Source organism: Dokdonia sinensis, from assembly GCF_003688895.1.
Taxonomy (GTDB): Bacteria; Bacteroidota; Bacteroidia; order Flavobacteriales; family Flavobacteriaceae; genus Dokdonia; species Dokdonia sinensis.
In genome coordinates this window covers 149,048-161,567 of sequence record NZ_REFV01000004.1, presented here as the reverse complement: position 1 = coordinate 161,567, position 12,520 = coordinate 149,048, and the positions used below count along the sequence as shown (strand labels likewise).

Annotated in this window: 17 protein-coding genes; 1 reads left to right on the top strand and 16 read right to left on the bottom strand. The window is 38.8% G+C overall.

What is annotated here, in order from left to right:
• Positions 1–31 precede the first annotated feature (31 nt).
• The 15 genes from EAX61_RS05920 to EAX61_RS05850 all read right to left on the bottom strand — a co-directional run bounded on the left by EAX61_RS05920 (position 32) and on the right by EAX61_RS05850 (position 11,087).
• Entirely contained in the window at positions 32–634 is a 603-nt protein-coding gene (locus EAX61_RS05920; RefSeq protein ID WP_121916751.1) for a superoxide dismutase family protein, read from the bottom strand.
• Between the two features lie 209 nt (positions 635–843).
• The gene (locus tag EAX61_RS05915; RefSeq protein WP_121916750.1) at positions 844–1,590 is read right to left on the bottom strand and encodes an LVIVD repeat-containing protein; all 747 of its coding nucleotides are present in this window, start codon (positions 1,588–1,590) and stop codon (positions 844–846) included.
• Complete coding sequence (locus EAX61_RS05910; protein ID WP_121916749.1) at positions 1,590–2,117, bottom strand: LVIVD repeat-containing protein; 528 nt, start codon at positions 2,115–2,117, stop codon at positions 1,590–1,592. Before EAX61_RS05910 ends, EAX61_RS05915 begins: the two co-directional genes overlap by 1 nt.
• Before the next feature lie 85 nt (positions 2,118–2,202).
• On the bottom strand, positions 2,203–2,688 hold the full coding sequence (locus EAX61_RS05905) for a YdeI/OmpD-associated family protein (RefSeq protein WP_161555201.1): 486 nt from the start codon (positions 2,686–2,688) through the stop codon (positions 2,203–2,205).
• A 9-nt stretch (positions 2,689–2,697) separates the two neighbouring features.
• Positions 2,698–3,039: an arsenate reductase (glutaredoxin) gene (arsC, locus tag EAX61_RS05900; protein WP_121916747.1), complete on the bottom strand. Its 342-nt coding sequence runs from the start codon at positions 3,037–3,039 to the stop codon at positions 2,698–2,700.
• 1 nt (position 3,040) lies between these two features.
• The gene (locus EAX61_RS05895; RefSeq protein WP_121916746.1) at positions 3,041–3,676 is read right to left on the bottom strand and encodes an HAD family hydrolase; all 636 of its coding nucleotides are present in this window, start codon (positions 3,674–3,676) and stop codon (positions 3,041–3,043) included.
• Between the two features lie 31 nt (positions 3,677–3,707).
• Positions 3,708–4,448, bottom strand: a complete 741-nt coding sequence (gene ppgK / locus EAX61_RS05890) for a polyphosphate--glucose phosphotransferase (RefSeq protein ID WP_121916745.1) — start codon at positions 4,446–4,448, stop codon at positions 3,708–3,710.
• Positions 4,449–4,518: 70 nt separating this feature from the next.
• Positions 4,519–5,562: an AI-2E family transporter gene (locus tag EAX61_RS05885; RefSeq protein ID WP_121916744.1), complete on the bottom strand. Its 1,044-nt coding sequence runs from the start codon at positions 5,560–5,562 to the stop codon at positions 4,519–4,521.
• 15 nt (positions 5,563–5,577) lie between these two features.
• Positions 5,578–5,991 (bottom strand): VOC family protein, encoded by a 414-nt coding sequence (locus tag EAX61_RS05880; RefSeq protein ID WP_121916743.1) that lies wholly within the window; start codon positions 5,989–5,991, stop codon positions 5,578–5,580.
• 62 nt (positions 5,992–6,053) lie between these two features.
• Positions 6,054–6,251 carry a hypothetical protein gene (locus tag EAX61_RS05875; protein ID WP_121916742.1) on the bottom strand — a complete coding sequence of 66 codons (198 nt, stop codon included), beginning with the start codon at positions 6,249–6,251 and terminating at the stop codon, positions 6,054–6,056.
• A gap of 137 nt (positions 6,252–6,388) precedes the next feature.
• Positions 6,389–7,726, bottom strand: coding sequence for a serine hydrolase domain-containing protein (locus EAX61_RS05870; protein ID WP_121916741.1), 1,338 nt, complete (start codon positions 7,724–7,726; stop codon positions 6,389–6,391).
• A 38-nt stretch (positions 7,727–7,764) separates the two neighbouring features.
• The gene (locus EAX61_RS05865; RefSeq protein WP_121916835.1) at positions 7,765–8,601 is read right to left on the bottom strand and encodes an alpha/beta hydrolase; all 837 of its coding nucleotides are present in this window, start codon (positions 8,599–8,601) and stop codon (positions 7,765–7,767) included.
• Positions 8,602–8,611: 10 nt separating this feature from the next.
• Positions 8,612–8,980, bottom strand: a complete 369-nt coding sequence (locus EAX61_RS05860; protein ID WP_121916740.1) for a cupin domain-containing protein — start codon at positions 8,978–8,980, stop codon at positions 8,612–8,614.
• A complete protein-coding gene (locus tag EAX61_RS05855; RefSeq protein ID WP_121916739.1) occupies positions 8,974–9,522 on the bottom strand; it encodes a hypothetical protein in 549 nt (182 codons plus the stop codon). The genes EAX61_RS05860 and EAX61_RS05855 overlap by 7 nt, the downstream gene beginning before the upstream one ends.
• Before the next feature lie 26 nt (positions 9,523–9,548).
• Entirely contained in the window at positions 9,549–11,087 is a 1,539-nt protein-coding gene (locus tag EAX61_RS05850) for a helicase HerA-like domain-containing protein (protein ID WP_121916738.1), read from the bottom strand.
• A 169-nt stretch (positions 11,088–11,256) separates the two neighbouring features.
• Between EAX61_RS05850 and EAX61_RS05845 the strand changes: the two genes are divergently transcribed.
• A complete protein-coding gene (locus EAX61_RS05845) occupies positions 11,257–11,730 on the top strand; it encodes a RidA family protein (protein WP_121916834.1) in 474 nt (157 codons plus the stop codon).
• An 8-nt stretch (positions 11,731–11,738) separates the two neighbouring features.
• Here the strand turns inward: EAX61_RS05845 and EAX61_RS05840 are convergent, their stop codons facing one another.
• Complete coding sequence (locus tag EAX61_RS05840) at positions 11,739–12,437, bottom strand: hypothetical protein (RefSeq protein ID WP_121916737.1); 699 nt, start codon at positions 12,435–12,437, stop codon at positions 11,739–11,741.
• Positions 12,438–12,520 lie beyond the last annotated feature (83 nt).

The following is a 12,520-nucleotide window of genomic DNA, read 5'->3' as shown; positions in this document are numbered from 1 at the left end:
TGCTGGCTTTCATCAATTCGTGCTATTTTCTTTATTGGATAATCCCGCCACAGCTTATTCTCGCTCCAGCATCACCACTAGGTTGAGACGTAAAATCATCTACTCCTTGGTGTACAATAATCGCCTTTCCTAAAACATTCTTACTAGCATCATCACAGCCTATACACCACTCGTCTGTGGTCATTGTGATGGTCCCATTTCCATTCTCATCTGCTTCAAAGTTTCCGATGTCACCTTTATGATATCCTCCTGCATCGCCCCATTTTCCGTGAGGTTTTCCTGTAGGATTCCAATGACCGCCAGTAGATTTTCCGTCTTCTGAAGAGCAATCTGCACTTTCATGTATGTGGATGGCGTGGGTACCTTCGGCAAGACCGCCAATTACGGCTGTAAAAGTGACTTTACCATCATTCTCCTTAAAAACAACGCTTCCTGAGGCTTTGCTTCCGCTTTTGGGAGATAATTTAAAAGTAACTTTCTCTTCTTTAGCAGCTTCGCTTATATTTGAGCTGTTGTCTTCTGATGTAGTTGCTTCAACCTTATCTTCGGCGTTATTATCTTCTTTTTTATCTTTTTTACAGCTTGTTGCTAGTATGGCTAGACTCATAAAGGCTATGCTTGCTATTTTTTTCATTTTGTTGGTTTTATGGTTTAGGAATCTAAGATACAATTGTTTTAACATTCTGAATCAAGTTTATAAAACCTTTAACCGTTTCAGGGCTTTCATAAGCGATATCCATCTTTTCTGGAGAACCATTCTGGTAAAATGCAAAGTCCGCTTTCGCGAAAGCGTAATAAACACCTCCTCAAAGCGGACCATTATGCAAAATAATAAAAACCGTTTTAAATCGTAATCGTACTCAACGAAGTAGTATTTGTGATATCCGATGTATCGAGACGATACTGATACACACCATTCTCGCCTATGGCAATCAATAGATCTCCCTGAATGATTACGTCAAAAGCGAGTCTATCTATATTATGTACAAGCACCGTATTTGTGGGGTCAGAGACGTCAAAAATTTTGATTTCATCATCACATACAAATAGATAATCGCCAAAAAGTCCCATTCCCTTAGGTCCTGTGAGCTCACGAGTGCTCAGCAATACTGGATTTGTAATCTCAGTAACGTCATACACCTCCAGTTGATTGACATTGTTACCACAACCCAAATCTGACCAAAGTGTTACAAATGCCGTAGTGTCGTTTGCAACTACGGGATCACAAGCCGTAAAGTGCTCTACAGAGCTCAAATACTCGGGAAACTCAGGATTGTCTATGCTATATATAAACATTCCATTTTGAGAACCGATGTAGAGATAGTTCTGATATCCAAAAATAGTCTCAATATTAAAACCAATGCTTACACGATTCACTTGAACTGGATCAGATGGAGTAGCTACGGAGAAAACAATTAAGTCACTCTCATCTACAGCATAAAGATGTTCTCCTTTAAGCGCAAAAATTGCTAGAGAACCTCCCTGCCCATCATTATCACCCGCAAACTCGTTTACACTTGAATCTGAGCTATCAGAACTACAGCTAGTCAGTAATGCTCCTAACATTAATATGTATATAATCTTTTTCATTATCCTTGTGTTTTTAATTTCCAACCTACAACGACGGAGTCCTGTGCAACATTAGGATAATATCCATCTGGCGATATTTTTACTGGGAATACATTTCGAATACGTTTAGAAACGTTGAGTTCGCTTACTCGTGCTTCAAAAGAAATCGCAATGAGGTCTACGGCTTGGTTTACAAAATAGATTCCATTTCTTATGGAAACATCTGTAGATCCTGGAACTTCGATAAAATTAAGTGGCGTAGGATTTGATGGGTCCTCGTTTTGGAATACGTGGAAACCCTCGTTTTTTTCGTTTACAAATAGTAAACCGTTGAGCACGTAAATTTTACCAGAATTGGCAATAGGTTTTGGCGGAAGTAACTTCACGCTCGTTTCAAAATCTGCTCTTGAGAGTGCAATAGGTTCATAAGCAGACTCAGAAAAGCCAGGCTCTCCGACAAAATCATCCTCGTCACAGTCGCCATTTACACAGCAACTCTGTAATACTCCTAAACATAGGAATAGTGTAAGTAGTTTTATGGTTTTCATAAATTGTTTATTTCCTTAAAGATGTACTAAGGAAAAAAACGTTGCGTAGGAAGGATAGAAGTTTACAATTTCTTAATGTAGGCTCTTAAAAAGGTTTAACTAACTCCCGTTGATCTGTAATCCCTCTTTTGAGATTCTCAAAAATAATAAGTGTTTTGTCTACTTGAGTTTGCTCTCTCTTTATGCGTTTTACAAAATAGATAAGACTTCGTTTTTTTCCATCTGTAAGTTGTTCAAATAGTGATGCACCATCTGGGTCACTGTCTAGCACCGCCTGAAAGGCTTCTGGAACTTCTACTCCGTAAGTTGAGGTGTCTTCTCTAAGTTGTACTTCAAAGAAATCTGACGGGAAAATGCCTAGTTCTTTTTGGTAGCGTTTTCCAAAACTTATGACGTACTCCTCTTTATATTTATGGAGTTTACCGTGAAAAGCAAAAGAATTTTTTTCAAAATAAGCGGTCACAGCAACTCGAGTATGACCCGCTTCTCTAAAGGTATTTCCTATGTCATCTGGAATCTCAATACGGTGTGTACCCTGAATGTATACTGGAATACGTTTAGATTCAAGCAACGCCACGATTTATAGTATGGATTGAATGTTTTCTGGAGGTCTTCCTATTACGGCACCTTTTTCTGAAACAATTATGGGACGTTCTATTAACTTGGGGTAGTTCATCATCGCTTTAATAATCTCGTCATCTGTAAGTTGCTTTCCTTTGTATTTTTCTTTCCAAATAGCTTCGTTTGTCCGAACTAAATCTATGGGGGCGATTTCAAGTTTTTTAATAAGGATTGCAAGATCCTTTTCAGATAGCGGATCGTCGAGATACTTTATAATCTCAAAATCCTTACCTGATTCCTCAAGGATGCCGAGTCCTTGTCGGCTCTTGCTACATCTGGGATTGTGATAAATGGTGATCATTTTAAATATTTTGTAGCTTTATGGAAATACCCAAATTTCTAAGTTGTGCGGCTAGGGTAGGAGCATCTTTAAAGTGAATTCCGGTAATGCCTACTTCTTCACAACCGTGTATATTTTTTAAACTGTCGTCTATAAAGACCGCCTCAGCGGCATTGATATTGTAGCGGGATAGCATCAGTTCATAAATTTTTGTAAATGGCTTGCGCATACCTTCGTCGCCAGATACTAAAATACCTTCGAACCATTGTAACCAGGGAAACTTGGCGATGGCCTTAGGCCAAGTTTCTCCGCTCCAGTTTGTGAGGGCTAGGACGCGATAATTTGGGTTATCTATAAGTTGTTTGAGAATATTGAGTGTACCCTCGTGCGTAAATCCTAGCATTTCTTCCCAGCGCCCATAATACATTTCTATGAGCTCTTTATATTCAGGAAAAAGAGCGATACGTTCTTGTGTAGCTTTGGCAATAGGGTAACCCGCATCTTGATTTACGTTCCAATCCCAGGCACATACGTGATTTAGAAACCAGTCCATTTTCTTTCGATCGCCTCTAAATTCTTTAAGATACACATACTCAGGGCTCCAATCTATGAGAACGCCCCCAAGGTCAAATATAATAGTCGTAATATTTTTTTTCATAAAGGTATGCTTTCGCGAAAGCGTAAATAGCCTATTTCTCTCGCTCCATCGCAGCAAAGGCCGCACCTATGATTCCTGCGTGGTTTTTAGTTTGGGCTGCTTCTATGGGAATTTGTGTTGTAAATACGTGCTTAAATTCATCCATATATTTGCTTATACCACCACCTATGATATAGTGGTCTGGAGTGCACATGAGTTCGACATTTTCTAAAAAGAAATTAAAGCGTTTTGCCCATTGTTTGTAAGTGAGACCTTCCTTTTTACGCACCGAGTTAGCGGCATATTTTTCGATAGGTTTTTTCTTATAGCGTATACGTCCTAATTCAAAATTGGGTATGAGTTTTCCGTTATAAAAGAGACCGCTACCTATTCCTGTACCTACTGTGATCACAGCTACGAGACCTTTTTTATCACGACCGGCGCCGTATCGCATTTCTCCTAATCCTGCAGCATCTGCATCGTTTATTACCGTACAAGGAAGTCCTGTCTGATCTTCAAAGAGTTTATCTACTTGTACACCGAGCCAGTCTGGATGCATATTGCCGTAAGCCTTTGCCTGGCCGTTTACAATTACAGTAGGAAATCCAAAGCCGATAGGGCCTTTCCAGTTAAAATGGTCTACTAATCTTTGAACGCTCAAGGCAACTGCTTGCGGGGTTGCGGGCCTCGGAGTTTCTACTCTAAAACGTTCTGCTAGATAGTCTTCACGTTCTAAATCTACTGGAGCTCCTTTAATTCCTGAGCCCCCTATATCGATACCTAATACTTGCATATGTTATGTTAGATGATTCGGTGTTTCGAAGATACGTAATTTGATAGAACCTATTTAAAGTGAAAGCTGGTTATAGTACTTCCCCCTCTTTGCCTGATATGGATTTCCCGTATTCCTGCTTGTAAATTTTTGCTACTAGAACAAAAAGACTCACTAAAATGGGGCCAAAAATAAGACCAATAAAACCAAAAATAGGAACGCCAACAATTACTCCAATTAAAGTAATAAGCGGATGTATATCTGCAAGTCTTTTCTGGATTACAAGCCTGAATAAGTTATCTGTAGCTCCCACGACCACAGTACCGTAAATTGCGAGAACTATTGCCTGCCAAACGTCTCCAGATGCATAAAGAATGATACAAACGGGAATTATTCCAAGTGCAGATCCCACAAAGGGAATCATAGAGCCTACTGCAACAATTGCAAACCAAAAGAAAGGGTCTTCTACTCCTAAAATAAGGAAACCTATTAATGCTACGACTCCTTGAAGTAAGGCTACAAGTGGAATACCAATGGCATTAGATTTTACAAGATTAACACTATCTTTTCCTATAAGTTTTAGGTTATCACCACTTAAAGGAATATACTCCATTAGGCTCTCACGTAGTGCTTTCCTGTTTGTAAGCATATAATAGAGTAGGAAGTACATAATTCCAACAGCAATAAATACATTAAAGGTGCTTCCAGCAAGGTCTTGAAGATTTGAACTTACCCAGTCTGCAATCGCTCCTGTGTCCATGGAGCTTGCAATATCTAGATTATATTGCTGTTCGAATTCGCCTATTTTTTCTTTGACAATACCTGCGACCTTCTCGCTATTATTTACAGCTTTACTAATTTTTGAGGTAAGCATAAGTCCGAGCCCAGCAATAGGTATTAAAATTACTAGGAAAGAAAGTGTCATAAGGAAACCTGCCGCGAGAGAGGAATTCCACTTACGTTTTACAAGTTTACCTTGCCATTTTCTTAAAAGAACGTATAATGTTATGGCTCCAAGAACTCCAGAGAGATAGGTGGCCATCTCTTTAAAAATAAGGTATCCTAGCAGGATAATCAATCCTAAAATAAAGAGTTGACGTATGAGTTTTGGGGATATGGCTTGGTCTTTAGGCATTAATGGATTTTTTAGTTAGGTAGCAAATAGTTGACTATCGTCTTTAAAGGCTTTAAATTCTAATGCATTACCGCTCGGGTCATAAAAGAACATCGTGGCTTGCTCGCCCACTTGCCCTTCAAAGCGGATGTATGGTTCGATTACAAAGGTAACGTGAGATGATATCGCTTTTGCGAAAGCGTGAAAATCATCCCACTCCAGAACAACACCAAAATGAGGAACTGGCACCGCTTTACCATCGACTTCATTTGAGTCATTATTGGAATTACCACCTTCTTTGTAATGAATCACGAACTGATGGCCAAAAAAGTCAAAATCTACCCAATGGTCACTACTGCGACCTTCTTTAAGTTTTAATATATCTCTGTAAAAAACGCGCGCTTTTTCAAGGTCTGTTACGGGTACGGCAAGGTGAAAAGGTCTGAGCATAAAAAAAGTGTATTTGGTTTATTAAAAATACACTTTTAAATGATGATTTATAATTTCTTATTTTACTTATCTGCGTTTATTGCATCCGTATCTTTTCTATTTTTTAATAATGAGGTACCTGCAAAAAAGAATATAACTCCAAGTATAGCAAAGGCCCAAGGACTCAATCCGGTAGATAGGCTTCCAAAAATCCCTAAAACTCCAACGACGAGCATAATGGCTCCAGCAAGTAGTGCGATTGTTCCTATAATTTTTATCATGGTATAGTTGTTAAGTTATTTCATCTAAATGTAATGAAACACCCGTGGCAACACCATCCGTTTAACAACAGTTTAAAGCGGAATTAATAATAATTTGGGATATGGCTCTGCGACTTAACAAGACCTTTAGAAAACTACTATTCCTTACGATTAAAGGTATAACTACCTCCAGCTTGTCTCAGTACAAACGTAGTATACTTTCCATTGTTCTTTTCAGTAAACTCAATCTCGAGTCCTAAAGCAAGTAAAGAGAATGTAGTTTCGCTCTCTGTATCTAGGGAAAATGCCTGTTGTCCAGAAGCTTGTAGAACTACACGGTCATCTTTAGTTGTAATTGTAATTTCTAATGGAATATCGGTCGAGTGATATATTCCAGGATACATAGTAAGTTGCTCTAGAGACAGGTCTATATCGGCAAAAAGTGGAAGGGTGATTTCCTTTCCCATAGATGCATCTAGCGTAATGTTTGCAATTTCTGTCATATCATAGTTTAAACCATTAGACAAAATGGTGATAGCGATATTCTGTTCTGGGAGGTAGGCTGTGCGTGTTCTAAAACCATCTATGGATCCACCGTGGCCGTAGGCTACGACATCTTCCATAGGTAATTTAAAAATGCCATGTGCATAGCGTTCTCCTACCGTCTTTATCATTTGCTCTCTAGATGCTTCTGTGATGAGGTGTTCAGTATTCAATAATGCTGTTATAAACGTATTTACATCTTTTGCATTTGCCACAATGGCACCCGCTCCCATAGGAATACTCATATTTGTTTCACCTGCACCTTGCCAGAAGTCGCCTAGATAAATATAGGATAAGGCCTCATTATTTTCGGTAACTGCGTCTTTTCCCAGGGCAATACTTGGGGCATTCATTTTTGATGTAATTCGAGCCATTAGACTTTCTGAGTAAGGACGTTTATCTACATCTTCGATAATATAACTGAGAAGAAGGAAATTAGTATTACAATAATCTGCTCGTTCTCTTGGTGCAAAGGCGGGTTCTCCTCTTCTTATGATAGATATCAGATCGTCACGCGTTTTTTCTGTAAACATATAGCTTGTATATTTTACATCGGTTGTAAAGTCAAAAAGTCCGCTCTCGTGACGCAACATTTGACCTATCGTGATATCCTCTGCGTTTTGAATAAGTGGAAAATACTCTGCTAGCGTTGTGTTTAATCCAATGTTTCCTTCTTCGACCATCTGAAAAATCATGGTCGCCGTAAACATCTTGCTTATAGAACCCAGCCGAAAAACCGTGTTTATATTTGTGTCGAGGTTGTTATCAATATCACGTTGTCCAATTGCTTTTTCAAAGAGGATCGTACTATCTCTTTGTATCGCCACCGACCCCATAAATTTGTCATTCTCGGCAAGGATCTCAAAGTACTTATCTAAAGTTTTAAAATCCTGTGACTGACTTTTAGCACTTAGGGATATGATAAATAACGAAATGAAGAATAAAGGGCGCATAGCTTTTATATTTTAGGTAATAGAGTAATTAAATGGCATCAAGCAATAAATTCAAGTATTCTTTCTCTTATGGCATCTTGGTAAAGTGAATGTCCAAAACCTTCCGTTTCGACATAGGTACTATGCTCGATATTTTTATGGATATTTTGAGAAGCTTTTACGGGTGTGATGCTGTCGTATTTGTCGTGTATGATAAGGGTAGGGGATTTTATCGCTTTCGCGAAAGCGGCACCAGAAAACTCCTTAAAATTATACCCAAAAGTATCTACCACGAGTTTTTCTAGATATCTCATTACTTTGTCGTTAAGTCCTAGGATGCCTTTATAATCTATCATAATCTCATTAAGTTCTGATGCAGACCCCAATAAAACAAACTTTTTTACTTGTTCTGGATTGTAGGTATAATTGTGAAAAATTACCGAAAGCGCACCTAGTGAGTGCCCTATAATAATTTCTGGATTGTAGTTCTGAACGGCCATTTCTATAGCCTGAGCATATTTTGGGACATTAAGGATTTTACCACTTGAATATCCCTGCGCGGGAGCATCTATGGCAACTATATTGTAATCCTGTTTTTGAAGATCCTCCACAAGCTTAAACCAGCGATGAGTGTTACTCTCCCAGCCGTGTATAAGCAAGACTGTTTTTCCTTTACCACGCCACGCATATCCTTGTATGTCTAATTTTTCACTCTTAAGACGATTATCTTTTCCAGTTTCTAAAAAAGGAATTTGATTTTCCTGAACGCGCCCCAATCGTGGAGCGCTAAAAATTAGAAAAGCGCGCAAGGCGGCTTTCTTTGGATTGTAAATGGATTGAATATTTATGGCGGTGCCAATTATTTTAGGAAGCGCTTTTTTAAAGTATTTCTTCAAGTAAAAAATTTTATTCACGATGAACGGAATCTACCGAAAACGCAGGTGTACAAATCGAAATATACTCGCAAGGAGTGTCAAAAGGGTTACTATACTGTACTCGTGTGTATCTATCAATTTTTATGGATTGTCCAGCTTTAAGTATTATTGTTTCCCCTGCAATGACAAACTGTTTTTTGCCTTTTACGATTAAAGTAATTTCGTCAAAATCTGGCGTTTGGAAAGGCTCGCTCCATCCAGGTGGTGCAACCATATGAGCGATGCTCATATTAGAATTTCCATCTGTTGCTAGTCCGTAATGTTCGGCGATGTGTTTGCCGTCATCTGTGGGAACTATAAAAGGGTTATCCTGTATTTTATATGTTTTGTTCTTTACCATCCCACCATAAAGTATTTGATAGGGGTATCATCAGGAATTTGGTTAACCTCGATCTTCTTATCAGAGTCAAACATTAGGTCTGGCGGCAAGAGTTTTTTATCTATTGTAAAATAGGCATCGCTCTCATTTACAAAAATTACGGCTGCACCTATAAGATTATCTATACGCTTTATGGTATAATTTTTTGTAATATCCTTAAAAGTACTTTTTAAACTTATTCCCTTAGCCGTTTTGTAACGTTCATCAAAAATCTGAATATTTTCTATGTAACTCGTATCTGCACTATTACTAGGCATTATACTGAGTAGTTTCTTTCCCGTATTCTTTTCAAAAATATTAATTGGACTCCCTACTCCTTTATATTTTGATCGACGTTCTGTATTGATAACGCTATCATTTTCAAATACTTTTTCTAAATCACGTAATTGAGTGGTTTTAGTTAGTGGACCAATACTATTATCTGTGATTGCATAAGGATCTGTCTCCGTGCACGCTACAAAGAGTACAACACAAATTAAAAATAAGAGGTATTTTTTAATCATTTTAGTCAAGATGCTTGATGTGATTACTATTTTAAAAGTTTGCCAAGAATACCAAAAACGCCGCGAATTACCGTTGCACTTGTCAATACTTTAACAATGGCTTTTGAGGTGGCGCTCTGCGTCTGGCGACCCGATGAACGCGAACGGGATGATGACTTTTCAGCTTTTTTACGTTCTTCTTGAGCCTTTTCTTTTGCCTCTTGTTCGTTTGCTTTTTCTATTTTTTTATTGAGCAACTCATAAGCACTATCTCTATCTATGACTTCACTATATTTTTTTACAAGTTTCGAGCTTTCGTTTATTTCTTCCAGCTCCTTATCTGTAAGAATATCCATACGCGACATAGGAGCCCGTAACATTGTGGCAGCAAGCGGCGTAGGGCGTCCTTTTTCATCTAGCGCAGAGACAAGTGCTTCTCCTATACCTAGCGAAGTGAGCACCGTCTTAGTGTCATAAAAAGGTGAATCTGGATAATTCTCTGCCGTAAGTTTTATGGCCTTTCTGTCCTTTGCAGTAAAAGCTCGTAAGGCGTGTTGCACTTTTAACCCTAGCTGACTCAGAACCCCTTCCGGAATGTCTGTAGGGTTTTGGGTAACAAAGTATAATCCCACACCTTTAGAGCGTATTAGTTTTACAATACTCTCTATCTGGCTGTGTAAGGCTTTTGATGCTTCTTTAAAAATTAAGTGCGCTTCATCTATAAAGATGACTAATTCTGGTCTGTCGCTATCTCCTTGCTCTGGAAACGTGGAGTAAATCTCAGCCAGAAGGCTTAGCATAAAGGTGGAGAATAGTTTTGGTCTATCTTGAATATCTGTAAGTCGTATGATATTAATCATCCCGCGACCGTCATTTGTAATTCTCAAAAGGTCGTCTGTATCAAAAGATTTTTCTCCAAAAAAGATATCGGCTCCTTGTTGTTCTAATTCTACAATCTTTCTCAAAATAGAACCCGCAGAAGCGGCAGAGATGCGACCGTAGTCTTTTTCTATTTCTTCTTTGCCTTCATCTGTGGCGTATTGTAGGATTTTTTTGAAATCTTTTAAGTCAAGTAACGGTAACTTATTATCATCGCTATATTTAAAGAGTATAGAAATTATTCCGGACTGGGCAACGGTTGCATCTAGAATTCTTGAGAACAATACGGGACCAAACTCGCTTACAGTTGCTCTTAATCGCACACCATTTTGATCGGATAGTGTCAGGATTTCTACGGGGAAGTCTTTGGCATTAAACGGCAATCCTATTTTGGCGTGGCGCTCGTCTATCTTAGGGTGTCCTGGGCTTGCTTTTGCAATTCCAGAAAGGTCTCCTTTCATATCCATAAGGAGCACGGGGATACCTTTGTCAGATAAGTTTTCGGCAATGACTTGTAGGGTTTTTGTTTTTCCCGTTCCCGTCGCTCCTGCGATTAAGCCGTGACGGTTTAAGGTTTTGAGAGGCACTTTTACGTGCGCATTTGTAATGGTCTCACCATCTAGCATTGCGGCTCCCATAGTGATGTAATCGCCCTTAAAAGTATTTCCCTTTACTATCGAATCAAAAAATTCCTGTTTCTTATCCATTTCTTGTTGTTGTGGTTACGCTACTGAAACGAGTTCAGTATTAATTTCGCGAAAGCGCATAAAAACACACTTCCTTCACAAAGCCTAACCGTGAAGCCATAAAAATAAGCAATCCGCTAAAAAATTAAGAGATTAATCTGCTACATTTATAGTGTCAAATACAGAACTTATGAAAACACTCTTTTACATTGTTGTATGGTCATTTATGCTCTCCAGCTGTTCCCAAGCAACAGAAGCGCATTTTAATAAAGAGGATTCCGTTCCTACTGAAGTTACCTTCCATAAAACACACGAGCCCAAAAAGGAAAACGCACCTTTTTCTGACATTGTCCAAGTGGGTAATTTGTATTTCTTATCTGGACAAATAGGAATGAATCATACCGAGAGAGTACTAGTAGAAGGAGGAATCACCATCGAAACGAAACAAACGCTAGAAAATATCAAAGCGGTGCTGGCTCAGCATGATATGGATATGAGCAATGTTGTGAAGGCGCTAGTTATTCTAGATAATATTGACGATTTTCAAGCTTTTAATAAAGTGTATAAAACCTATTTTCCTCAAAAACCCGCGCGTACCACTTTTGCCGCAGAGGCACTAGCTGCCGGAGCGCTGATTGAGATTGAAGTGGTTGCGGTAAAGTAATAAGAAGACTACTTTGTCACTTTAATATCTGTAAAATAAAGCTTAAAATTCCCTTCTTTATCCTTGTGCTCTGTAGCGATATTAAGACCTTGAAACTCTTGATATCCCTCAAAAGTGGTCATCATAGAAGGTTCCTCGCTATTTCCTTTTCTAAAAACCCACTCGTCTACTATGTAATCGTCATCATAATAAAAATCATATGCATCGCCAGGTGTGTAACCTCCGTCGCTTCCGTAGGTAATGGTAAGCATCTTTGTTTTATTTCCAGAGAGTGGGGCAGTAGCGGTATCGCTTACTTTTATGGTCGTCCCCTCATCCCAAACCAGCTGATATGGCGCAAGTAACCAAAATTTATCATTTATAAAGCCTTGATCTGCCCGCATAGAAGTGCTGTCTATCGATGCACGGTTATAAGTAACCTTATCTTCTCCTTGTATCATTGTAACATCGCCAGATTGGGGTTTCCAAGACCAAGAGCGCTGGGCTACATTCTTACCACCACGGTCTACGTTAAAGGTAAAATCTATCTGTTTTACATCCCTCCAGTTCTCAAAACCGTTTTTCATAGCAATTTTTTCTGCTTCGGTGAGTTCGGCTAATTTTTGAGTTGCAGTTATGGCTTCTTCAGTATTTTGTGTCGTTGTTGTATCATTTTTACAAGCTAGGATACTAAGTGCAGCTATGGCGAGGAAAAGTTGTTTTGTCATTATAATAGATTTTAGAGCAAAGATAGGTATAAACAAAATCGCCCGCAGGAAAAACCCACGGGCGATAGTGAAGCTATGTGCAA